Genomic DNA, 22,276 nt, shown 5'->3' with positions numbered 1-22,276 from the left:
GTCGTTGCGCACCCGGCAGTCCCGGCGGATAGCGGACAATTCAATCCGCCAGGGAGGCGCACGCCAGATATTCCCCATCACGTGGCGCGCGCGGGTGTCTGATCAGGCGATTTCCACCGCGACGAAGATCTGGTTGCCGCCGCGATTGATCAAAACCAGCGCAGGATCGGTCTTTTCGCTGTCAAGCGCGGCCTTGAGTGCATCTGGCGAAACGGTTTCCTGCCCGCCGAGTTTCACGATCACATCGCCACGCTGCAGACCAGCCTTGGCCGCTGGGCTTTCGGGCGAAAGATCGGTCACGACGACGCCGTTGACGTTTTCACCCACTCCCATCTCGGCGCGGGTCGTATCGGTCAGCGGAGCGACGGTAACACCCAATGCGGTCCCCGAGATGGTTTCATCAACGGACTTGTCGATGTCTGCCGAGGCGCTTTGGTGTTGGCCGATGGTTAGCTCAAGCTGTTGTTCCTTGCCATCGCGCAGAACTGTCAAGGTGCTGTCAGTCCCCACCTTCGTCGTGCCGACCAACAAGGGCAGGTCGCTGCTGGAGTCGACGGTTTCATCGTTGAAGGTCAGAATGACATCGCCCTGTTCCAGAATCCCCTGGGCCGGGCTTCCATCGACCACTTCGGAAACCAGCGCACCTTTTGAGGCATCAATTCCCATTGCTGCGGCAATTTCAGGGCTGACATTCTGGATCGAAACACCCAACCAGCCACGGCTGACCTGACCGTCATCACGCAGGTCGGCTGCGATATGTTCCACGATGTTTGAGGTCACCGCAAAGCCCAGGCCGACAGACCCGCCGCTGGGTGAATAAATCGCCGAGTTCACGCCGACAACTTCGCCTTCCATGTTGAACAGCGGTCCACCTGAGTTGCCCTTGTTAATGGCCGCATCGGTCTGGATGAACTCAGCATACGGTCCTTGAGAAATGTTACGACCCTTGGCCGAAACGATACCCGTTGTCACGGTCGAACTCAGGCCGAAGGGATTGCCGATTGCAACAACGTCTTCGCCCACGCGGATCACGTCGCTGTCGCCCAATTCAACGGCTTGCAGGGACTCACCCGCGTCGATCTTCAGAACAGCGATGTCCGTCAGGGGGTCGGTCCCGACAACCTCGGCGTCAAAGGTGCGATCGTCGTTTAGGCGTACGGTGACATTGGACGCGTTGTCGACAACGTGGTGATTGGTGACAATGTATCCTGCCTCATCCAGAACAAAGCCCGAACCGAGACCTTGTGCCGGGCCGCGTTGCGGGGCGTTGAACCCTTCTGGCGTACCAAACCGCTTGAAAAATTCGCCGAACGGGTGGCTTTCAAAATCAAAGTCCTGTCCTCTGGCCGGAACCGCGGTGGCGTCCTGTTCCGCGATGATCGTCACGACGGATGGTGACACGCTCTCAACCAGATCGGCCAGGGCTTCGTCCGCTTTCGAAGGCAGGGCGGTCGTCGCAAGCAGAGCGGCGCTCAGCGCGGTGACGCCCATCCAATTGGACGTGCGTGGCGTAAGAAGAGAGGATTTACGGATGCTCATATTGGTCTCCTGTTTGTATCACGCGGTTGCGGCCGCGCGTTAAATCAGCAGATGACGTATCAGTCTTTGTGTTTCCTGTTTGAAAGATTAAGAAATCTTAATTTCGCCACATTGGGCCCGTCCTATACGCGGGTTGGGCAGCACGACCTCGTGCGCCCCGGCGAATCAACGGCTCGAATCACTGGATTGTTGACGCACACGCGGGCAATACCTGAAAAGCGCTGAATTGAAACAGTTTGGTTAACAAAGGAACAGATCCACAGATCCTTTGGCAATCGCTCGTGTTTTGGTTGTGACCAGGTGTAAGGTTTAGTCTTTGTTGCCCTCAACAAGCCTAAAATTGACTGGTCTTTAGTTTAATAAGAGCGTTCATAAGGGCAGTTTCGGCGCCGTTAGCACAAATTCCGGTTCCCTCAATGATTGTTTTTTCTTCGGCGGGATGTTGCGCAAAAACCATTCTGATACGTCGAAAATTTACCGTTCTTTCCAGTTTCCCGTTGTCTGAACCGGTGTGATGGGTGACGATGATCATGCCCAAGCGAGGGGAGCCGAAGGCACTAGGGGGTGCCAACGGCCGTCACAGTCACTGGAAGCGCTGAGCGGCATGTTAACGAGGGGGTCTTGTTTAGGTTCAGCGGCGGAATAGCCAGCGTGCTACATGGCACAAATGGCCGCGCTTTCAGGATTGATGAAAAGTGGTAGTCCTGTTTTGGGCACCGGCCCGGTCTGAAAAGACCGGGCCGTGTTCTTTTCAGGCGTTTCTTTTTTGGTGCCATGCATCCCAGTCTTCCGGGGTGTCCAAGTCCAACAACGCGTTTTGATCGGGCAGAGGAACAAGGCACACACGGTCGGCATGTGCCCGGACAACAGCCTGTGCGCCTTCATCGCCCGTAAGTCTTGCAAGGTCATCAAATAGAGATCGGTGGAAAACAACCGGATGGCCGGGTTTTCCGTTAGCCGTCGCGCCGCGCCAAACCAGGTTGTCTGGATGTTCTTGAACCGCGCGGATCACTGCTTTCAGGTCGCCGGGCGTGATATCGGGTAAGTCAGCCAACAAAACCATGACGGCGGTGGCTTCCGGTGGGACGTGCCGCATCGCTCCGCGCAGGCTGGCGTTCATTCCTTCGATAGCATCTGGAATTTCTACCATCTGCGCGTCCAGACCTTTGATCGCGTCGTAACGCGGGTGCGGTTTTGGAGGAAGGGCGACGATGGTCGGCCCGGCCTTCAGCGCCGTTTCGAGTGAACGACGCAACAAAGGCATACCGTCAACAGCTTGCAACAGTTTGTCCTTGCCACCCATACGACGTGACTGTCCGGCGGCCAAAAGGATAATGGGTAACGGAATCATGGAGCTAGAATGCCGCTGCCAGGGATGTATGTCATCCCCGCATGCGTGCGCCATCTGCGTCAAATAGTGGTTCCGAAATCACGCGAGCCTTCCTCAACTGGCCGAGAATTTCGATCTCGACCTCCAGCCCGTCGCTGATTTCTTCGATTGGCAGGAACCCCATCGCCACCGACTTTTTGGCATAGTGGGAATATCCGCCAGATGTACAGAAGCCGACAACCTGACCGCCCAACCAGATCGGCTCATATGCGTTTACATCTGCGTCGTCCGCGTCAACTTCAAAGGCCACAAGTCGGCGTGCCGGGCCTTCGGCACGTTCCAACTCGGTCGCCGCACGGCCGATGAAGTCCACGTTTTTAGAAAACGCAATGAAGCGGTCCAGCCCTGTTTCTGCCGCGGTATAATCTGGTGAGTATTCGCGCATCCAGGACCCAAAGAACTTGTCCAGACGCAGGCTCATCATGGTGCGCATCCCAAAGGGCACCATGCCATGAGGCTGCCCAGCCTGCCACAAAGTCCACCAAAGTTGCCTCTGCGCCATAGGATTGCAATAGATTTCAAACCCCAAGTCGCCGGTATAACTGACCCGTTGAACGATACAGTCCGTCATGCCGATTGTCATGCGCCGCACATCCAGAAAGCGGAGGGTTGCGACTTCGTCCCGGGTGCAGGCTGATAACACCTCGGCGGCTTTGGGACCGGCGATCTGAAACCCGTTCAGATGATCGCTGACATTTTCGATGATCACGCCGTCGGTTTGATTTTGCAGGAACCACCTCATGTGGAAGGCTTGGCTGCCATAAGAGGCGGTGAGCTGAAATTCACCGTCGCTAAGGCAGGATATGGTGAAGTCGCCAATCAACTTGCCTTTAGACGAAAGCATGGGGGTCAGTGACAATCGTCCTGGTTGTGGAACGCGCCCCGCCATGATCCGATCCAACCATGCCCGCGCATTGGCGCCGGAGATGCGGTATTTGCCGAAGTTGTGCACCTCGTTGATACCTACGCCGTTGCGGACAGCGTTGACCTCGCGGCCCGTCGCCGAGAATGCATCCGAGCGTCGGAAGGAAGGTGTCTCATAGTCCGGCTCATCGTCTTGGGCGAAATAGTTGGGCACCTCCAGCCCGTATTGCTGGCCCCAGACCGCGCCCAGATCACTGAAGATATCGTACATCGGTGTCGTTCGGTTCGGGCGGGCGGCTGGTAGCTCTTCGTTCGGGTAGGCGACGCTGAACCGCTTCTGGTAGTTCTCGATCACCTTGGGGCGGGTGTAGCCGGGGCTGATCCAGTCGCCGAACCGGGCCACGTCCATGGCAAAGACGTCGCGTTCGGGTTCGCCTTCGATCATCCACTGGGCCAGCGTCAGTCCAACGCCACCGCCCTGACTGAACCCAGCCATCACACCGCAGGCCGACCAGTAATTCCGCAATCCCGGCACGGGCCCGACCAAAGGGTTGCCGTCTGGCGCAAAGGTAAACGGCCCATGGATCACCGATTTCACTCCGGCCTCGGCCAGAACAGGAAAGCGGCGATAGGCGAATTCGATACTGTCGGTGATCTTGTCAAAGTCGTCCGGCAGGAGTTCATGCCCAAACTCCCAAGGGGTCCCATCCACGGCCCAGGGTTTGCAGGGTTGTTCATAAAACCCAATGCACAAGCCCCGACCTTCCTGCCGCAGATAGCTTTCCCCGGCGGGGTCCATGACGTGCGGGTGTTCACCCCCTGCATCAATGATTGCTTCGATCTGAGGAATCGAGTCGGTGACCAGATACTGATGCTCCATCGGGTGCAGCGGAAAATACACACCTGCCAAGGCACCGACCTCGCGCGCCCAAAGACCACCGGCATTGACCACATGTTCGGCATGAATTGTGCCTTTGTCGGTGACGACATCCCAAGTTCCGTCCCGCCGTTGAAGCGTTTCCTGCACCATGCAATGCGTTTCGATCGTCGCACCGCCCATGCGGGCAGCCTTGGCATAGGCATGTGTTGTACCCGACGGGTCCAGGTGGCCATCCAGCGGATCATAAAGCGCGCCGATTATCCCATCCGTGTTGGTGATCGGAGCAATTTTCCTGATCTCTTTGGGGCCGACAATCTCGGTTTCAAGGCCCATGAAGCGGTGCTTGGCACGCTCGGCCAGCAGCATGTCGAACCGATCCTGATTGTCTGCCAGCGTCACACCGCCCACATGATGCAGGCCGCAGGACATGCCGGTGATCTCTTCCAGTTCTTTGTAAAGACGGATCGTATAGCCTTGCAGAGCGGCCATGTTGGTGTCGCCGTTGAGCGTGTGAAAACCGCCTGCCGCATGCCATGTGGAGCCGCTGGTCAGTTCGGACCGCTCCAACAGCATCACGTCCGACCAGCCCAGTTTGGTCAGGTGATACAGGACAGAGCACCCGACAACACCACCCCCAATGACTGCCACCTGCGTTGTCGTCTTCACGTTGCTGCCTCCATCCGGTTTCGGCCCGAGCCTGCAAGCGAAGGCTTGGGTTTACTGTTCCGTTCCCGACATGCTGTGTCGCTGGCCGCGTCAGAGAGGGCGGATTTTCAACTCGGTTATTCGGTTCCCCTCGCGCGCCGTGACTTCGAAGCGGAAGCCGTGGAACGAGAAAACCTGACCCGTGACCGGGATCATCTGCGCCTCGTGAATAACCAGACCTGCGACGGTGTTGGCTTCTTCGTCCGGCAGGGACCATTCCATCGCGCGGTTCACATCGCGGATGGTCATCGCGCCTTCGACCAAAAACTGGCCGTCCTCGGTTCGGGTAACGGGAACGTCCTCTTCAAGATCGAATTCGTCGGCAATTTCACCCACGATTTCTTCAAGGATATCTTCCAGTGTGATCAGACCGCGCAGAGAGCCATATTCATCCACGACCAGCGCAAAATGGCTGTGCATGCGTAGAAACTCCCGCATCTGATCGTCCAAAGTCGTTGTTTCGGGAACGAAATATGGGTCGTTGGCAACCTTTGAGATGTCGAATTCTTTCAGCCGGTTTGCATCCCCTTCGCTGCTGCCTGCATGCGCGTACATGGCGCGGAACAGGTCCTTGGCATGAACGACGCCCACGATGTTTTCGGGCTCATCCCGGAAAACGGGCAGGCGGGTATGGGGACTTTTCAGGCACTGCTGCAGGATAACCTCGGGCGTATCTTCTGCATCGATCATTTCAATGTTCGAACGGTGAAGCATGATTTCTTCCACCGTTCGATCACCCAGATCCAAAGCACCCAGAATGCGGTCGCGATCTTCTTTTTCAACAACCCCTTCGGAATGGCCCAGTTGCAGCGCGCCTGCGATCTCTTCTCGTACCGCAAGGATGTTGCTGTCAGGATCGATCTGAACCCCAAACAGGCGCAAAACGCCGCGCACCAACAAGCGCACCGCGGAAACGACCGGGGAAAACACGGTCACCACCACGCTGATCAATGGGGCCACGGCCGAGGCCGCTTTTTCTGCGTTGGTGATGGCGTAGGTTTTGGGAAGAACTTCGGCAAAGATCAGAACCAGAAGGGTCATGACCAGTGTCGCCAATGCGACGCCGCTTTCGCCAAAGAGACGCGTAAACAAAGCGGTGGCCAAAGACGCCGCAAGGATGTTCACCAAGTTGTTGCCCAACAGGACCGAACCGATCAGACGCTCGTTGTCATCGGTGATGTCCAGCGCTTTTTGCGCTCCACGTGATCCCTTGTCGGCCTGTGCACGCAGCTTGCCGCGCGATGAGGCGGTCAATGCTGTTTCAGAACCCGAGAAAAAGCCTGATAGGACAAGCAAAAACAAAATGGCGCCGGTCGTAAACCAGAATGCGCCGTCGATCAGAGAAGAAGAGGGTTCCATCGGTCCTTGGTTGTTCGTGTTGCTGCAATGGTTATGGGGGCGCGGCCCCTGCGGATCAAGGGGTTAGCCTTTATCGCTAGGGTCTTTGGCAAGCGGGTGATGCTCTAACACCAGTTCGGCAAGCCGTTCGTCCAGTACATGCGTGTAAATTTCCGTGGTCGCAACATCAGCGTGACCAAGTAAGGTCTGGATCGAACGCAAATCTGCGCCGTTGGCCAGCAAATGTGTTGCAAAGGCATGGCGCAAGGTGTGCGGCGTGACTTTTTCGGGCGAAACGCCCCCTTGAACCGCAAGGTCCTTGATCAGTTGAAAGAACATATGCCGCGTCAGGTGCCCGGATTTACCACGCGAGGGAAACAGAAACTTAGAGCGCTGAGCGCCATCTGAAACTTTTTGATCCTCGGTCTCATCCCGCACACTCAACCACGCGGCAAGCGCCTCTCGTGCCGGTGGGGACAACGGGACCATCCGCTCTTTGCCGCCCTTGCCAAGAACCAGCAGCATGCGTGGATCGCCCCGTGCCGATGACACGGGTAAAGAAACCAGTTCGGTCACGCGCATTCCGGTGGCGTATAGCAGTTCCATCAGGCAGGTGTTGCGCACGCGATCTGCCTTGGTACGCCCGGTTTCGCGCGCTGCTTGCAACAACCGGTCGACTTCGGGCACGTCCAGCGTTTTTGGCAGACGCTTTTGACGGCCCGGTCCTTTGATCTGAATTGCGGGGTTGGCCTCACGCCAGCCTTCTTCAAACGCAAATCGGTAAATCTGTTTGATCGCTGAAAGCCTGCGCGCACGGGTAGATTGGGAAAGCCCCTGCGCGTCACAGTAGATCAAGTAGCTCTCGATCTGGTCGCGGCTTGCTTCTGCTAGACCGGTTTTTCGCCGATCCAACCATTCGGCAAAGTCCTTCAGATCCCTGCCATATGCCAACAGCGTGTTCGTGGCTGCACCTAACTCGGCCGCTTGTGCCTGTAGAAACGTGGAAATCCAAAGCTCCTGAGTGGCGGGGGCGGCCATGATCAGGTGCCCTGCAGGATCAACAGGTTCAGTGCAGCGCGTCGCGCGGTGTCCTCAAGGCCCACGCGGCGCAACGTGGCAATAGCCGCCGTCAGATCAACAAGGTTCCCGCGCGAGCCATGCGCAAAAAGCTCCATTGTCTCAAGGATCGCTTCGCCCAATTGGTCATTGGACAGCAGGGCATTGATGTCCGAAGGCACTGGCGCGGCCCATGCAAACCCTTCGGCCACAGCATCCGCCAACGGAGAGGGGGACGGGGCGCGCCCGGGATCACCTTGCGCCAACGCCGCCAGAAACTGACTTTCCTCTGACTGATCGGGGGCGGAAAGGGCCGCGGTTTCGTAAAGGTCTGACAACAGCACTATCCGCCATCGCAATTGCTCGACCGCCTCGTCGTCCAATGTGATCTGCGACAACTGACCTGCGAACAGTTCCGAAATCGGCACCTCAAGCCCGACGCTGCGCATTTGCTCCCATACGATGGGCAATGCCGTTGCAATGGCGTTCGGGTCGCCCGAGTTCAACGCGGTTTCAAATCGTTGAACGGCTGTGACCCTGTCCCACACGGCACCCGAGGCGGCCGGGGATCGTTCCGTATAGAGGCCAAGCAACTGGTTCGGTGTCAGGGCGCCCACACGAGTCAGACGCTCGGCCGCTTCGATCTGTGCCTTCCAGCCTGCAACGTCGCGCAGGTCGGCGTTCGCAAAGACCCGGGGCAGCGGGGCAGAGGGCAAACGCTCACCAATGGCTTCGTACAGGCGAAAGCTCAGCGGGTCGGGGTTTTCCGGTTGCGGCAGGTATTCTGCGTCTTCGAACAGCTCGGGGCTTAGAAAGCGGTCAAGGACATCAAGATCCTCGGGGGGCAGAACCTCAAGCGCGTGCGCGGCTTCCAGGGTGAGCGCGGCAGAGGGCCAATCCCCCCGGCGGGCTTTGCAGAAAATCTGCGCGGCATAGTCCTGTGACAAGTGGGGCTGGGCAATCAACGCGGTGCAGCTTCGGTCTTCGTCACCCGTCAGCAATGTCGCGTCAAACCAACGTTTGAAACGCTCGCGGCTGTTGGTCGGGCCGGCAAGCTGAACCAGAGATTGCGCCGGATCAGCCGCCCCTAGTTGCATCAGCCTGTCCAGACGTGCCAGCAAAAGTGTTTCTTCGGCCTCGGGTCCGGACGGCGCGCGCGCCTCGGACAACAGCAAGGTAAACAGCAGGCGTTGCATGGCCGGGTTGTACTTGACCGGGACACGGGCGATCAGTTCTGCCAGACGATCCGTTTCGCTGTTCTGCCAAAGACCGACAGGCAGGCCAGTTACGTTCGATGAAACAAGGCCCAAGGGTTGCGACAGCGCCTCAAGACGCGTGACCTCGACCTCAGGTCCGAGACCTGTTTGCGTAACCGGGGGTTCCAGCAAGACAGTACCCGGCAGGTTTTCGGGTGGCTCGCTCAGCCACTCAATAACAGAAAGAGGTTCCTGCTGCGCGTGGACCGAAGTGGCGAGAAACAGCGCAGCAACTGCGGCCTTATTCGACATTCAGGATTACCGGTTCTCGTATCTCTTGTTGCGGGGAGGAAAAATCCACGCCGAAGAGAGGGCCCAGATAGGCGTAGCCCACCAGCCCGATGAAACACAGGCAAACCAGATATATCAGGAACTTGATCAGACGACCCATTGCTCAACGCTGCCTCAATTTTGTGTTTTGTCCAAGTTATAACTGGCATTTTTCTTAAGATCACGTCATTCACGTTGAAATGAGCGAAATTAAGCATAACACCGTGACGTCCGAACCCGATCATAGCTTCAAACTGCACAAAACAGTGGTTTTGGTGGGTATGATGGGGGCTGGTAAAACAGCCGTTGGCCGTGCTTTGGCTGCAAGGCTTGGTGTTCCGTTCCTCGATAGCGATGCCGAGATCGAATCGGCGGCCAATATGACCATCCCGGAAATCTTTGAACGCGACGGTGAGCCGTTTTTTCGTGCAAAGGAAAGTCAGGTCATCGGGCGGCTTCTGGACGAAGAAAAAGGTGTTCTGTCCACCGGCGGCGGGGCGTTTTTGGCTGGTCAGAATCGCCAGATGATTACCGATCGCGGGGTTTCTGTCTGGTTAAAGGCCGATCTGAACGTGCTGTGGAACCGGGTCAAGCACAAGGACACGCGGCCCTTGCTGCGCACAGCGGACCCTCATGCGACGTTGCGCGCCTTGTACGAGGAACGTGTGCCGGTCTATTCGCAAGCCGACCTCTCGGTGACTTCTGACGGAGAGACGTCGATAGAAAATATGGTGGACAGGGTCGTCGATGCCTTGATGACGCGCCCGGATGTTTTGGAACGGAATTAATGCACCAAACCGTACATGTTGAGCTAGGTGAACGATCCTACGATGTAGAGATCGGACCTGATTTGCTGGGCCAGTCAGGGAAATTGATCGCACCTTTGCTCAACCGTCCCAAAGTTGCGGTTCTGACGGACGAAAACGTCGCAGCTTTGCATCTGGACGAGCTGCGGGAAGGTCTGGCCGATGCGGGTATCGAGATGTCGGCGCTGGCTCTACCTGCCGGAGAAGCCACCAAAAGCTGGCCGCATTTTGAGCGCGCGGTCGAATGGCTGCTGGCCGAAAAAGTCGAACGCCGCGATGTTGTTGTGGCCCTTGGGGGCGGCGTCATTGGCGATCTTGCCGGCTTTGCTGCTGCCGTCTTGCGGCGTGGCGTGCGGTTCGTGCAGATCCCGACCTCGTTGCTGGCACAAGTTGACAGTTCGGTTGGGGGAAAAACGGGGATCAACGCGCCACAGGGGAAAAACCTGATTGGGGCGTTTCACCAACCCTCGCTGGTTCTGGCTGATACCTCGGTTTTGGGCACAATGACCCAGAGGGATTTCCTGTCTGGTTATGGTGAGGTCGTCAAATACGGTCTGCTGGGCGATGCGGAGTTCTTTGAGTGGCTCGAGGCCAACGGCACCGCAGTGTCGGGCGGCGACATGGCCGCGCGCGTCCGGGCCGTGACGCGATCGGTTCAGATGAAGGCTGATATCGTCGCGCGCGATGAAACCGAACAGGGCGATCGCGCGTTGCTGAACCTTGGCCACACGTTCTGTCATGCGTTGGAGGCCGCAACCGGCTATTCCGATCGCTTGCTGCATGGTGAGGGTGTAGCCATTGGCTGTGCGCTTGCGTTTGAGTTGTCGTCGCGCCTTGGTTTGTGCGCGCAAGAAGACCCCAGCCGCGTTCGCGCGCACCTGCGTCAGATGGGCATGAAGACGGACCTTGCCGACATTCCGGGCGATCTTCCGGGGGCAGCGGCATTGGTCGATCTGATGGCGCAGGACAAAAAGGTTATCGACGGGCAGCTGCGCTTTATTCTGGCGCGAGGAATCGGTCAGGCATTCGTAACTTCGGATGTCCCGCGCGAAGCTGTCTTGTCGGTGCTCGAGGACGCTCTGGCAGTCGCCTGATCAGCGTCCCCGGATGACCATCAACTCACCGATGTTTTCGCGCGTAATGTAGCCCACCATGTGACCGGCCTTGGTACAAACCGCTATGGCTGGCGCGCCTTTGTGCAGACGTTCCAGAACAGTCTCCAACCCGCTGGTGAGTTCGACCTGCGGAATATCGGCTTCCATTATGGAAGTGGCAGGGTCTGATCGCGGAGTTTCCGCAGCCAGAGCCGCAAACAGGCGGTTGCGGGTGACGAAACCCTTTAGCGTTCCGTCTGCGTCCAGCACTGGGAATTCATGCTGTGTGGTATGAATAACGGCTTGGGCGGCCGTCGCCAGAGTATCTGACGGCGACAGAGATTGGTACTCGGTGATCATCGCGTCGCGCGCCATAACCCGCCGCGCGACAGATCGCATGGCCACGTCCTGGCTCTCTGCGTTGGCTGCAACGAAGACAAACACAGCGATCAGAACCAGCAGCGGATTTCCTGTGCTGAGACCCAAAAAGCCGAAACCCACAGCGACCGCTTGCCCGGCAAGCGCCGCAATCCGAGTGGCCTTGACGCGATCCATTTTAAGGCAAAGCAGGGCGCGAAAGACCCGTCCGCCGTCCATCGGAAAGGCTGGTATCATGTTGAAGGCAGCCAACAGCAGATTGACATAGGCCAGCCGGTTCAAAAGGCCGGGGGCCGTGCTGTCGATTTGCGCCATCGTTTCCCAAGGCATTCCGGCCCCGAACGCAATCAGAATGATCCATATGACGATGTTTACAGTAGGGCCCGCAAGGGCGACCCAGACTTCCTGCATTGGCTTCTCCGGCATTCGTTCCAGTCGAGCCAGCCCGCCAATTGGCAAAAGGGTAATGTCAGGGGTCTTGATCCCGTAACGCCGAGCCATCAGCGCATGGCCGAATTCATGCGCCACAACACACGCAAACAGCGCGAGTACAAAGATCAGGTTTTGGACGGCCGCCGATACGCCGCCGCTGGAATAGGCCGCGAACCCGACCCACGCCAGTAATAGGAAAAAGGTGACATGGACCCTCAGTTCCGACCCAAATAATCGGCCGAGTGAGAAGGACCATGTCATCACCAATCTCCGTTTTGCTTAGAACGGAATCTCGTCGTCGTCGATTCCGCCGGATGCAGGGGCAGGGGATCCAGAGGGCGCGCCGTAGGGGTCGCCGTAACCGCCGCCCGCCTGACCGCCGCCATAGCCGCCAGACTGGCCTCCGCCGTAACCGCCAGACTGTCCGCCGCCGTCGCCACGGCTATCCAGCAATGTCAGTTCGCCGCGATAGGGGCGCAAAACAACTTCTGTCGTATATCGGTCTTGGCCGGACTGGTCCTGCCATTTACGTGTTTCCAACTGGCCTTCGATATAAACCTTGCTGCCCTTGCGCAGGTACTGTTCAGCAATGCGGGCCAGAGGTTCCGAAAAGATCGCGACCGAGTGCCACTGTGTCCGGTCACGCCGTTCGCCGGTGTTGCGGTCCTTCCACGTTTCCGACGTGGCAAGGCGCAGGTTGCACACCTTGCCACCGTTCTGAAACGATCGGACCTCGGGGTCTGCGCCCAGATTTCCGACCAGAATGACCTTATTTACTGAACCCGCCATGTATGTCCTCGTTCTTGTCTGACTGGATCGCGCCCGAATCTGGCGCTTGTGTTCTGTTGCCGACCCTATACGGCCTGCCGCGCGGTTAAAACATAGTTGATGAAGACCGCGCTGAGCAGCAAATCACTCAGAAAATTTTTACCAAGCTTTCATTTTTTACTGAAATATCTATACTCAGTCGGGTTCGTGGACGAGCGGGATTGGCATTAATGCGTTTTCTGGTTGGTTGGTTTTTAGGGGTTTGCCTTGCGCTGGTTTCAGTTCCGGCTGCGGCTCAGACATTGTCTACCAAAAGCCGTAAGGACATTTTTCTCAAGCAGGCCAAGATATTGGATACCCGTGCGGCAACCCAGTATCGCGATTCCGAACGGCTGAAGCCCAAGCGAAAAACAGCTTCGGGGACGTTCAGTAAGCGCTATAACGGTAAGTACCGCGGCCAATACCTGTCCTTGGCACGCCAAGCGGCCCGCAAACACAATGTGCCTGAAGATCTATTTCTTCGACTTGTTCAGCAGGAAAGTGGCTGGAACCCCCATGCCGTATCGCACAAGGGCGCGCTGGGTCTTGCGCAGTTGATGCCCGGAACTGCGCAGCTTTTGGGCGTAAACCCGCATGATCCCAAACAGAACCTTGAAGGTGGTGCGCGTTACCTGTCGTGGCAGTACCGCAAGTTCAAATCGTGGCGCTTGGCTCTGGCGGCGTATAACGCGGGGCCAAAGGCGGTTGAAAAGCACGGCGGTGTTCCGCCGTACAAAGAAACCCAGAACTACGTAAAGGTCATCTGGGGCGGGTAATCTAAACGATTCAGGGACAAAAGAACCGGCACGATGACCGGTTCCTTCGTTATGATCGTCTATTCCGCCGCAATTTTGATGACGGGCTCCATCCGCGCCAAAATATCATCAGCCAAATGGCATTTTATCTGATGACCGTCAGCAAGGGTTTTGACGGGCGGTACGTCATGCTCACACCGTCCGTCCGGCACCTCAGACTTCCAGCGGCAACGCGTCTGGAAAGGGCAGCCGGGAGGCGGGCTCATTGCCGACGGAATGTCGCCTTCAAGAACGATATGCTGTTTTTCGATCGACGTATCAGCAATTGGAACCGCACTCAGCAGGGCCTCGGTATATGGGTGATACGGCGGTGAGAAGACCTGGTCCGTCGTCCCCAACTCGACCACATGACCCAGATACATCACCATCACCCTGTCGCTCAGGTACCGCACAATGGACAGGTCATGGCTGATGAACAAAAGCGTGGTTTTGTGTTCGCGTTGAATCTCCATCAGCAGATCCGTGACCGCTGCCTGCACCGACACATCCAACGCCGAGACCGGTTCGTCCGCAACCACGATCCGCGCGTCCCCGGCAAAGGCGCGGGCGATACCGACACGCTGCTTCTGCCCACCTGACAATTGCCGCGGCATTCGATCGGCAAAGGCGCGCGGAAGCTTCACCAGGTCCAAAAGCTCCAGCATTCGCTTTTTGCGTTCAGCCTCGGAATTCCCAACGCCGAAAATCTCCAGCGCCCGAATGATCTGGCGGCCGACGGTCATGGATGGGTTCAGCGTGTCAAACGGGTTCTGGAACACCATCTGCACTTCGCCAACGGTCTTTGCATCGCGCTCCTCGATCGGCACAGCTTCGATGTTGCGGTTATCCAGCAAAATCTGACCATCGGTCGCTGTTTCAAGCCCCATCAGAACCTTGGCAAAAGTGGATTTACCACAGCCGGACTCACCCACGATGGCCAAGGTCTCAGACTCATGAGCCTCGAAGCTCAGCGTCTCATTGGCTTTCACAACCTTCTTCTCACCGCCACCGAACAGGGCATTCGCAGCCACCTCATAGTATTTCTTGAGGTTGTCCATCTTCAGAACGGTACGGCCGATTTCGGCTTTTTCCTTCTGCTCAGACACAGTGATCGGCGCGTTCCAGTCGATTTCCTTGAATTTCAGGCACCGTGTATGGTGGCGGTCATTGCCCGGAACGGCCTCCATCAGAATGTTCTGCGCGTCGCACCGGCCTTCCTCGAAATAGTCACAACGCGGCCCGAAATTACACCCCGGCGGGCGTTCATGCGGCAAAGGAAAGTTTCCGGGTATGGCCACCAGAGGCCGCGCGTTCTTGTCAGCCCCCGGCAGGGGGATCGAGCGGAACAGCGCCTGTGTGTAAGGGTGCTGCATTTCGTCGAACACGTCATGGATCGAACCACGCTCAACCGCCTCACCGGAATACATCACGCAAAGCCGGTCGCAGGTCTCAAGCACCAGCCCCAGATTGTGCGAGATGAACAGCATCGAAGTGCCGTATTTCTTGCCCAAGTCCTTGACCAACTCGACAACGGCAGCCTCGACCGTCACATCCAACGCCGTTGTCGGCTCGTCCAGTATCAAAAGCGCGGGCTTCGACATCAGCGCCATAGCGATCACGATCCGCTGCTGCTGCCCTCCCGACAACTGATGTGGGAATGAGTTCAGCATCCGCTCAGGGTCGGGCAGGCGCACGTCGGTGACCACCTCCAGAGCGCGCGCATAAGCTTCCTCCGCGCCGACGCCTTCATGGATCATCGGCACTTCCATTAACTGCTTGCCAATCTTCATAGCCGGGTTCAGCGAAGCCATCGGCTCCTGATAGATCATAGCGATCTCATTGCCGCGAATATCGCGCAGCTCGTCCGACGTCATCTCGGCTAGATCGCGCCCTTTGAACTTGATGGTACCGCCGACAATGCGCCCGTTCTTGCCAAGGTCCTGCATGACCCCCAGCGCGACAGTGGACTTGCCACAGCCGGATTCACCGACCAGTCCGACAGCCTCTCCGGGCTGGACGCTGACCGAAAAATCCATAACGGCCGGAATTTCCCGCAGACGGGTAAAGAACGAAATCGACAGCTTGTCGATCTCAAGAATTGGCCCGTCATAATCCGCCAGTTTGTTCATCTTGCTTACTCCTCGCGAGAGTCAGGGAATCCCCTTCATCTGGCTAAAAATATCCTGGGGGTCCGGGGGCACCCCCCCCCCCCTTCGATCACAATCAGTCCTTCAGACTTTCTTCGCGCAAACCATCCGCCAACAGGTTCAGTCCCAGAACCAAAGATAACAGGGCCAAGGCAGGTGGCAGGGCGGGGTGCAGATAGATCGACAACAGCTTACGCCCTTCGTTGATCGTTGATCCCCAGTCTGGGCTTTCCGGTGGCAATCCCAGCCCAAAGAAACCCAAAGTCCCCAAAAGGATGGTGGTATAGCCAATCCGCAGACAGAAATCGACGATCAGCGGACCCCGCGCGTTTGGCAGAATTTCCCACAGCATGATGTACCATGGCCCTTCGCCGCGTGTCTGAGCCGCAGCGACATAGTCGCGGGTTTTGATGTCCATCGCCAAACCGCGCACGATACGGAACACGGTTGGTGAGTTTACAAAAACCACCGAGACAAAGACGACCAAAATCCCTCCGGGCACATCAAAAAGGTCCAGATAGGTGGGCAGTCCCCAAATGCTGTAGTTGTCCGTGTTTACGATGTAGCCATTCGTTGAGATCAGCGACAGATACAGCCACAGCGCAACACCTAGAACACCAATTAGAAGCGGAGTGCGGAACGTCGGCCTTGTGTAATAGCGCGAGTTCAAAAGCACACCAAGGAATATGATCGGGAAGATGAACAGGATAGCCGCCATATAGTTCGGCACACCTGTCGCCACGATCTCGGGTGTTACAAGTAGGTAGAACAGCAGGATCACCGGGAAGGCTAGGATAAGGTTCGCCAGGAACGACAACAGCGTGTCCAGACGGGCGCCGTAATACCCGGCAGGCAATCCAAGCGTGATCCCGACCATGAAGGCAAACATTGTCGCCAACGGCGCGATCTGGACGACGATCCACGCCCCTTTGACCATGCGACTGAACACATCGCGCGCAAGATTGTCGCCCCCCAGCAGGTACCAGGCGTATTCCCCGTCTTCGATGCTGGGCAGAGGCGTTCCGGGTACTTTGTTCTTCATCCCCGAAACCTGCGAGAGCGGGTCGTGCGTCACGATCAGGTCAAGAGCGCCAAAGATGCCGGTAAACACCCAGAACATCACAAGCCCAAAACCGATCATACCTATCGGGCTGTCAAACAGTTTTCCGTAGAGCCCAAGCTTGCGCTTGAATGCAATCGACATGGCATAGAGAAGGACTAGCGACAACCAGACGGGCAGAAATTGCTGGGACATGGCCCCGATGATACCGGCGCTTGTACCCATGAGGACGCCCAGAACGATATAGGCAACGCCCAGCCCGACGCTTGCCAGAAAACTAAAGCGCAGCACAGTTTGAATGAGGTTCCGTACGCCCGATCCGGATGTCAGCGTCCCATCTGGGTTCACGGTCATCTGGGGTTCCGGCAGGATGATGCTGGCCAGTATCCAGGCCAAGATCGAAATAACCATCAGCGCCAAGGCTATGGCCAGCAACGGGTTCAGGAAGGCGATAGAGCCGGTCCAGGTAAGTGGTTCCATGATCTATCCCTCCTTACGAAATGCGGATGCGCGGGTTGAGGTAGACATAGCCGATATCCGAGATCAGCTGCGTCACCAGCACCACAAAGACCGACACGACCGATATCGCCAGCAAGAGCTGGATGTCGTTGTTGCCAGCGGCCTGTACCAGCGCCCAGCCAAAACCCTTGTAGTTGAACAAGGTCTCGACGATCACCACGCCATTCAGCAGCCATGGGAACTGCAGCATGATGACGGTGAACGGCGCGATCAGAGCGTTCCGTAGCGCGTGTTTCATGACGATGTTCGGGAACGAGACACCTTTCAGGCGCGCGGTTCGGATGTATTGCGCCGTCATCACCTCGGTCATCGAGGCGCGGGTCATGCGGGCAATGTAACCCATCCCGTATAGGGCAATGGTCAACACCGGCAGGAAAAAGTTCTCGAACGTTGGATTTTCCATCGCTTGCGTGGCGGTCCCTTTGAACCATTTCAGCCCGACGGCAGACGAGGTGAAGATCGCGATGAAGATAACACCTGACACATATTCCGGTGTTGCCGTGGTGGTGATCGCAAAGGTCGAAAGAGTCCGGTCGGTGGCTGACCCTTCTTTCATGCCAGCCAAAATCCCAAGGATCAAAGCGGATGGGACCATCAGAAGCATGACCCAGAACATCAAGCGGCCCGTCAGGGCAAGCCGGTTACCAACAACAGTTGAGACTTCTTCCTTGAAGACCGTTGAATACCCCCAATACCCCTGCAGGATCCCGCAGAAATTCGGAGATTCTTCGGCAGTCTTGCCCGGCAGGATACATCTGCCTTGTACGGTGCCGTCTTCATTCGTGTGCCTGTAGGAAGGCAAAACACCCAACCACTCGCCGTATTTTATGGGCGTTGGCTGAAGGTATCCGCCTTTTTCCAGAAAGCTTTCGACTTGCTCGTCCGACATCCTGAAATTGCCCTGCGTTTTCGCCAGCTTTTCTAGATTCGGATAGAGGTTGGTCAGAAAGAAGACCAGGAAGGTAAGGCACAGTGCGGTCAACAGCATAATGCCGACGCGCCTTAGTATGAAAAGTCCCATGGTAGCCCCTGTTGGTAGGCTAGCGTGTCGGTGTTTTCGCCGCACGCATCGCTGTTTTTCTGGTCGCCGTGGTCAGGACGAAAAGGCCGCCCCTGGTAGGCGCGGCCTTGTGTTTTTTTGGCTTAGGATACGATGCCGAACTTATACAGTTGCGGCAGATCCGCGATGTGCTTTTCGACACCCACCATGTTGTCACGGTGGTGACGCATTGCGGTCCTCCAGTATGGCTGGATGACGACGCCTTCGTCGATCATGATCGCTTGCAGCTTGGCCATCACCTCGCGGCGCTGGTCGACATCCGCGATCGAGTTTGCCTCGGCCAGCAGCGTATCGAACTCGTCATTGGCAAAGCCGGACTCGTTCCAGGCCACCCCGGACTTGTAAGCCAAAGCCAGAACCTGCGTGCCGAGCGGACGGTGGTTCCAGTTGGTCGACGAGTAGGGGTACTTGGTCCAGTCGTTCCAGAAGGTCGAGCCGGGCAGGATCGTATGCTTGGCCTTGATGCCCGCGTCGTTAAGCTGCGCGACGACGGCCGCTGTGGTGTTGCGACGCCAGTCATCGTCAATGGACTGAACTTCATGCTCAAAGTCGCCCATGCCCGCTTCATCCATCAGGGCTTTCGCCGCCGCAGGATCATACGGGATGCGGGTTATAGCCGAGTCATACTCGGGGTGCATCGGGCCAACGTGGCAGTTGTCGGCAGGAATGCCGTAACCTGACATGCCAAGTTCCAGACAGACTTCGTTATCGACCGCCATGGCCAGAGCCTGGCGGACACGCTTGTCGCCATAGATCTTGTTGCCGTTCTCATCCTCGGCCAATTGGTTGGGACGAATTACGATGGTAAAGCCCGACGGGATTTCCGAACGCACAAGGCCGATGCTGTCAAAAATATCGACAAACTCGCCGACCGACTCCCAGTTCATGTCGATCTCTTCGGCCTCATAAGCCGCCAGGAACGCCGCAGGGTCGGTGCCGTAGTCGATGAACTCGATCCGGTCAATGTAGCCGCCTTTGCCGGCCTCATAGCCCCACCATTCGAATTCTTCGTTGCGTACAAGAACACCTTTGACGCCAACTTCGTGGCTTTCTGGGATCATGAAGCCCGTGCCGACAGGGTTGGCCAGCATGTTATTTGCGTCAAAGCTGCTGTGCACGATAGCCGCCGGATAGTCGGCCATGCCCGGAATGATCGTGATGTCCGGGGCACTGCATTTCAGCTTAACGGTATGCGTGTCGACAACAGTGATGGCCCCGTCTGCGGCTTTCTGGGTGCTCTCATCTACAAGCGATGCCATGCGTGACGCCATCGAGTTACCCTCGAGCCCTGCGTCACACCAGCCTTCGATGTTGCGTGCAACGTCTTCGGCGGTGAAGTCATCACCATTGTTCCACTTGACGCCCTTGCGGACATTCAGCGTGTACTCGGTCGCGTCATCGTTTGCTTCCCAGCTTTCCAGCAGCATGGGCTTGAACGAGCCGTCATTGTTGTATTCGACCAGATATTCCAGCCAGCCCGCGGTGAAGGTGGCAATCTGTGTCCAGTCATAGGTGCGCGGGTCCTTCAGGGCGCGGACTTCCATCTGATAGCGAATGGTGCCGCCACGCTGGGGTTCTTGGGCTGCCGCAGGTGACTGCAGGCCGATCATGCCATAAGCGGCTGGAACGGCGACACCCAATGCAGTTGCGCGCGCCATGAATTCGCGCCGACTAAGTTTACCGTCCCGATACTCTTGCGCATGCATTTCTGCCGCCCAGTGCATCGGTGCTCCGGTGATTGTTTGGTTTTCCATTTATGTCTCTCCCTGTGACATAGTATTTTTATTGATAGAGTTTCGAACAGCTCAGACCCGAACACGTCGGGCAGCAGGTTCTCGGGTTCTTGTTTTTTGGAATTTGAACACCCCCATGGGGACATTCGGCACCAGAATTTAAATCAGGTCAATGTTCGAAATCGTCATTCGAGGTACAAAAGCGACATCGGTGGCCCGAGTTTGTCAGCAATAATGTCCGGCGAACGCGCGTAATTGTTCCTCTCTGGCAGCGTCAGCAGCAGAGATTCGGGGAAATTTTTGGGGCAGTTGGAAACGCAGGTCTTGGAGTTCAGCCTGCACAAGGTATCACTTTGAGAAATCTACCCGATTCCAGTTTTTCATTCGTGCGCGAAACCATGTCCGTTGCCGCTTGGCAAACTGCCGGGTCGAGATGGTCGCGCGCTCACGCGCATCCTGCAACGACATATGACCTTCAAGGTAGGCCATAAGCTCGGGTACGCCGATGGCTTTACAGGCTGGAAGCACGGGATTGTACCTATCGCGCATTGCTTCCACCTCCTCAAGCGCGCCAGTGTCCAGCATCATGTCAAAACGGCGCGTGATCCTGTCCAGAAGCCATTGTTTGTCCACGTCAAGGACGATGGGTACGGTGTCTTGTAGCCGTAGTATCGGGGGTGGAGTGTCTGCCTGCCAGTCGCGCAGGCTTCGGCCTGTGGACCGCTGCACTTCCCAGGCACGCTGAACACGGGCACGGTTCTGCGTGTCGATGCCCGCCAAAGTTTCGGAGTCGACCCCATCCATAAGGGTGGACAGGTCCAGCCCGTCCGCTTCGGCCCTCACATCAGCCGGCGTGGCTGGAATATTTGCCATACCTTCGGTGAGGGCCGAGAAATACAACCCGGTCCCACCTACGATGATCGGGCGTTGACCGCCCGCCAATATCGGTTTGACGTCGCGCAGCCAGTGACCCGTTGAATAGTCCTGATCGAATGCGACATGGCCGTATAACACGTGCGGTGCGCGCGCCTCCTCTTCGACTGAGGGACGGGCCGAGATTACACGCCAGCAGTCATATACCTGACTGGCATCCGCATTGACGATGTCGCCGCCGAACTGTTCGGCGATCTCTAACGCAAGGGCGGATTTTCCAGATGCGGTTGGGCCTGCGATCAGCACCGGAACACCATCCGGAATCTTGGGCAGGCGACCCAGGGTCTGCAGAGTTTTGGCACTGTTCATCCCGGCACGCCTCATTCCTTACCATCCGCATTGAACCTGCCGAGGTTTTGCTTCATTTTGCGCCGGAATTAAACCCGTGCCAGCCCGGAGCGCAACATGAGCCATTCCCCGACGACCGACACAGTTGAACCCCCGAAAACAAAGTACAAGCGCGTGATGCTGAAAATATCCGGCGAGGCACTGATGGGGGATCAAGGCTTTGGCCTGCATCCACCGACCGTTCAGCGTATCGCGCAAGAGGTGAAATCGGTTCACGATCTAGGCGTCGAAATCTGCATGGTCATTGGCGGCGGCAATATTTTCCGTGGCCTGAGCGGTTCGGCACAGGGGATGGAACGCACGACCGCTGATTATATGGGAATGCTGGCGACAGTAATGAACGCGCTTGGGATGCAGTCCGCCTTGGAAGAGGTCGGCGTATTTACCCGCGTTATCTCGGCCATTCGGATGGATGAGGTCTGCGAGCCCTACATCCGCCGCCGCGCCGTGCGTCACCTTGAGAAAAAGCGGGTTTGTATTTTTGCGGCCGGAACCGGAAACCCATATTTTACCACCGACACTGCCGCGACGCTACGCGCCAACGAAATGGCGTGCGAGGCGATCTTTATGGGTAAAAACGGTGTCGATGGCGTGTATGACAAAGACCCCAAAGAACACTCAGATGCCGTGCGCTATGACACGGTGACCTATGACGATGTACTGGCCAAGCGACTGCGGGTGATGGATGCATCGGCCATCGCGCTTGCACGGGATAACAACTTGCCGCTGATCGTTTTCGGGTTGGATGAGCCGGGCGGCTTTCGCGGTATTCTTGCAGGCGAGGGGACCTACACCAAGGTTCAAGGCTAAATTATCCAAATCACATTGCAAAGCCGGGTCTAAACGCCCGGCTTTTTTTGTCGTGAA

General features: G+C 57.1%; 18 protein-coding genes. 4 read left to right on the top strand and 14 right to left on the bottom strand.

Going from position 1 to position 22,276, the window contains the following annotated elements; all coding sequences use genetic code 11:
• Positions 1 to 102: 102 nt before the first annotated feature.
• The 7 genes from RUESEDTHA_RS00425 to RUESEDTHA_RS00395 all read right to left on the bottom strand — a co-directional run bounded on the left by RUESEDTHA_RS00425 (position 103) and on the right by RUESEDTHA_RS00395 (position 9,419).
• Positions 103 to 1,539, bottom strand: a complete 1,437-nt coding sequence (locus tag RUESEDTHA_RS00425) for a Do family serine endopeptidase (RefSeq protein WP_180883517.1) — start codon at positions 1,537 to 1,539, stop codon at positions 103 to 105.
• Between the two features lie 751 nt (positions 1,540 to 2,290).
• On the bottom strand, positions 2,291 to 2,890 hold the full coding sequence (locus RUESEDTHA_RS00420; RefSeq protein ID WP_180883516.1) for an NTP transferase domain-containing protein: 600 nt from the start codon (positions 2,888 to 2,890) through the stop codon (positions 2,291 to 2,293).
• A 31-nt stretch (positions 2,891 to 2,921) separates the two neighbouring features.
• Positions 2,922 to 5,339, bottom strand: coding sequence for an FAD-dependent oxidoreductase (locus tag RUESEDTHA_RS00415; RefSeq protein WP_180883515.1), 2,418 nt, complete (start codon positions 5,337 to 5,339; stop codon positions 2,922 to 2,924).
• A 90-nt stretch (positions 5,340 to 5,429) separates the two neighbouring features.
• Positions 5,430 to 6,737: an HlyC/CorC family transporter gene (locus RUESEDTHA_RS00410; RefSeq protein ID WP_171121201.1), complete on the bottom strand. Its 1,308-nt coding sequence runs from the start codon at positions 6,735 to 6,737 to the stop codon at positions 5,430 to 5,432.
• A 63-nt stretch (positions 6,738 to 6,800) separates the two neighbouring features.
• A complete protein-coding gene (locus RUESEDTHA_RS00405) occupies positions 6,801 to 7,754 on the bottom strand; it encodes a site-specific tyrosine recombinase XerD (protein ID WP_180883514.1) in 954 nt (317 codons plus the stop codon).
• Positions 7,755 to 7,756: 2 nt separating this feature from the next.
• Positions 7,757 to 9,280, bottom strand: a complete 1,524-nt coding sequence (locus RUESEDTHA_RS00400; RefSeq protein WP_180883513.1) for a hypothetical protein — start codon at positions 9,278 to 9,280, stop codon at positions 7,757 to 7,759.
• On the bottom strand, positions 9,270 to 9,419 hold the full coding sequence (locus RUESEDTHA_RS00395; protein WP_171121204.1) for a hypothetical protein: 150 nt from the start codon (positions 9,417 to 9,419) through the stop codon (positions 9,270 to 9,272). Before RUESEDTHA_RS00395 ends, RUESEDTHA_RS00400 begins: the two co-directional genes overlap by 11 nt.
• Before the next feature lie 79 nt (positions 9,420 to 9,498).
• Here RUESEDTHA_RS00395 and RUESEDTHA_RS00390 point away from each other — a divergent pair, with 79 nt between their 5' ends.
• Together RUESEDTHA_RS00390 and aroB are read left to right on the top strand one after the other, a co-directional pair.
• Positions 9,499 to 10,086 (top strand): shikimate kinase, encoded by a 588-nt coding sequence (locus RUESEDTHA_RS00390; protein ID WP_180883512.1) that lies wholly within the window; start codon positions 9,499 to 9,501, stop codon positions 10,084 to 10,086.
• On the top strand, positions 10,086 to 11,198 hold the full coding sequence (gene aroB, locus RUESEDTHA_RS00385) for a 3-dehydroquinate synthase (protein ID WP_180883511.1): 1,113 nt from the start codon (positions 10,086 to 10,088) through the stop codon (positions 11,196 to 11,198). The genes RUESEDTHA_RS00390 and aroB overlap by 1 nt, the downstream gene beginning before the upstream one ends.
• Here aroB and RUESEDTHA_RS00380 read toward each other — a convergent pair whose 3' ends face one another.
• Together RUESEDTHA_RS00380 and ssb are read right to left on the bottom strand one after the other, a co-directional pair.
• A complete protein-coding gene (locus RUESEDTHA_RS00380; protein ID WP_180883510.1) occupies positions 11,199 to 12,269 on the bottom strand; it encodes a site-2 protease family protein in 1,071 nt (356 codons plus the stop codon).
• An 18-nt stretch (positions 12,270 to 12,287) separates the two neighbouring features.
• Positions 12,288 to 12,797 carry a single-stranded DNA-binding protein gene (ssb, locus tag RUESEDTHA_RS00375; protein WP_171123044.1) on the bottom strand — a complete coding sequence of 170 codons (510 nt, stop codon included), beginning with the start codon at positions 12,795 to 12,797 and terminating at the stop codon, positions 12,288 to 12,290.
• A 209-nt stretch (positions 12,798 to 13,006) separates the two neighbouring features.
• Between ssb and RUESEDTHA_RS00370 the strand changes: the two genes are divergently transcribed.
• On the top strand, positions 13,007 to 13,591 hold the full coding sequence (locus RUESEDTHA_RS00370) for a lytic transglycosylase domain-containing protein (protein ID WP_180883509.1): 585 nt from the start codon (positions 13,007 to 13,009) through the stop codon (positions 13,589 to 13,591).
• 59 nt (positions 13,592 to 13,650) lie between these two features.
• Here RUESEDTHA_RS00370 and RUESEDTHA_RS00365 read toward each other — a convergent pair whose 3' ends face one another.
• The 5 genes from RUESEDTHA_RS00365 to miaA all read right to left on the bottom strand — a co-directional run bounded on the left by RUESEDTHA_RS00365 (position 13,651) and on the right by miaA (position 21,370).
• Entirely contained in the window at positions 13,651 to 15,738 is a 2,088-nt protein-coding gene (locus RUESEDTHA_RS00365) for an ABC transporter ATP-binding protein (protein ID WP_180883508.1), read from the bottom strand.
• A 94-nt stretch (positions 15,739 to 15,832) separates the two neighbouring features.
• The gene (locus RUESEDTHA_RS00360) at positions 15,833 to 17,296 is read right to left on the bottom strand and encodes an ABC transporter permease (RefSeq protein ID WP_180883507.1); all 1,464 of its coding nucleotides are present in this window, start codon (positions 17,294 to 17,296) and stop codon (positions 15,833 to 15,835) included.
• Between the two features lie 13 nt (positions 17,297 to 17,309).
• Positions 17,310 to 18,356, bottom strand: a complete 1,047-nt coding sequence (locus RUESEDTHA_RS00355) for an ABC transporter permease (RefSeq protein ID WP_171121212.1) — start codon at positions 18,354 to 18,356, stop codon at positions 17,310 to 17,312.
• Between the two features lie 122 nt (positions 18,357 to 18,478).
• A complete protein-coding gene (locus RUESEDTHA_RS00350; protein ID WP_180883506.1) occupies positions 18,479 to 20,149 on the bottom strand; it encodes an ABC transporter substrate-binding protein in 1,671 nt (556 codons plus the stop codon).
• 327 nt (positions 20,150 to 20,476) lie between these two features.
• Positions 20,477 to 21,370 carry a tRNA (adenosine(37)-N6)-dimethylallyltransferase MiaA gene (gene miaA / locus RUESEDTHA_RS00345; protein WP_180883505.1) on the bottom strand — a complete coding sequence of 298 codons (894 nt, stop codon included), beginning with the start codon at positions 21,368 to 21,370 and terminating at the stop codon, positions 20,477 to 20,479.
• A 96-nt stretch (positions 21,371 to 21,466) separates the two neighbouring features.
• Here miaA and pyrH point away from each other — a divergent pair, with 96 nt between their 5' ends.
• Positions 21,467 to 22,219 (top strand): UMP kinase, encoded by a 753-nt coding sequence (pyrH, locus tag RUESEDTHA_RS00340; RefSeq protein ID WP_180883504.1) that lies wholly within the window; start codon positions 21,467 to 21,469, stop codon positions 22,217 to 22,219.
• The last annotated feature ends 57 nt before the right edge of the window (positions 22,220 to 22,276 follow it).

Source organism: Ruegeria sp. THAF57, from assembly GCF_903914075.1.
In the GTDB taxonomy this organism is placed as follows: Bacteria; Pseudomonadota; Alphaproteobacteria; order Rhodobacterales; family Rhodobacteraceae; genus Ruegeria.
This window is presented reverse-complemented; position numbering and strand designations above follow the sequence as displayed.

Excerpts from the sequence above, each read along its gene's own strand:
- RUESEDTHA_RS00425 (WP_180883517.1), bottom strand. The coding sequence starts at position 1,539 with ATGAGCATCCGTAAATCCTCTCTTCTTACGCCACGCACGTCCAATTGG.
- RUESEDTHA_RS00420 (WP_180883516.1), bottom strand. The coding sequence starts at position 2,890 with ATGATTCCGTTACCCATTATCCTTTTGGCCGCCGGACAGTCACGTCGT.
- RUESEDTHA_RS00410 (WP_171121201.1), bottom strand. The coding sequence starts at position 6,737 with ATGGAACCCTCTTCTTCTCTGATCGACGGCGCATTCTGGTTTACGACC.
- RUESEDTHA_RS00405 (WP_180883514.1), bottom strand. The coding sequence starts at position 7,754 with ATGGCCGCCCCCGCCACTCAGGAGCTTTGGATTTCCACGTTTCTACAG.
- RUESEDTHA_RS00400 (WP_180883513.1), bottom strand. The coding sequence starts at position 9,280 with ATGTCGAATAAGGCCGCAGTTGCTGCGCTGTTTCTCGCCACTTCGGTC.
- RUESEDTHA_RS00395 (WP_171121204.1), bottom strand. The coding sequence starts at position 9,419 with ATGGGTCGTCTGATCAAGTTCCTGATATATCTGGTTTGCCTGTGTTTC.
- RUESEDTHA_RS00390 (WP_180883512.1), top strand. The coding sequence starts at position 9,499 with ATGAGCGAAATTAAGCATAACACCGTGACGTCCGAACCCGATCATAGC.
- aroB (WP_180883511.1), top strand. The coding sequence starts at position 10,086 with ATGCACCAAACCGTACATGTTGAGCTAGGTGAACGATCCTACGATGTA.
- RUESEDTHA_RS00380 (WP_180883510.1), bottom strand. The coding sequence starts at position 12,269 with ATGACATGGTCCTTCTCACTCGGCCGATTATTTGGGTCGGAACTGAGG.
- ssb (WP_171123044.1), bottom strand. The coding sequence starts at position 12,797 with ATGGCGGGTTCAGTAAATAAGGTCATTCTGGTCGGAAATCTGGGCGCA.
- RUESEDTHA_RS00370 (WP_180883509.1), top strand. The coding sequence starts at position 13,007 with ATGCGTTTTCTGGTTGGTTGGTTTTTAGGGGTTTGCCTTGCGCTGGTT.
- RUESEDTHA_RS00365 (WP_180883508.1), bottom strand. The coding sequence starts at position 15,738 with ATGAACAAACTGGCGGATTATGACGGGCCAATTCTTGAGATCGACAAG.
- RUESEDTHA_RS00360 (WP_180883507.1), bottom strand. The coding sequence starts at position 17,296 with ATGGAACCACTTACCTGGACCGGCTCTATCGCCTTCCTGAACCCGTTG.
- RUESEDTHA_RS00355 (WP_171121212.1), bottom strand. The coding sequence starts at position 18,356 with ATGGGACTTTTCATACTAAGGCGCGTCGGCATTATGCTGTTGACCGCA.
- RUESEDTHA_RS00350 (WP_180883506.1), bottom strand. The coding sequence starts at position 20,149 with ATGGAAAACCAAACAATCACCGGAGCACCGATGCACTGGGCGGCAGAA.
- miaA (WP_180883505.1), bottom strand. The coding sequence starts at position 21,370 with ATGAACAGTGCCAAAACTCTGCAGACCCTGGGTCGCCTGCCCAAGATT.
- pyrH (WP_180883504.1), top strand. The coding sequence starts at position 21,467 with ATGAGCCATTCCCCGACGACCGACACAGTTGAACCCCCGAAAACAAAG.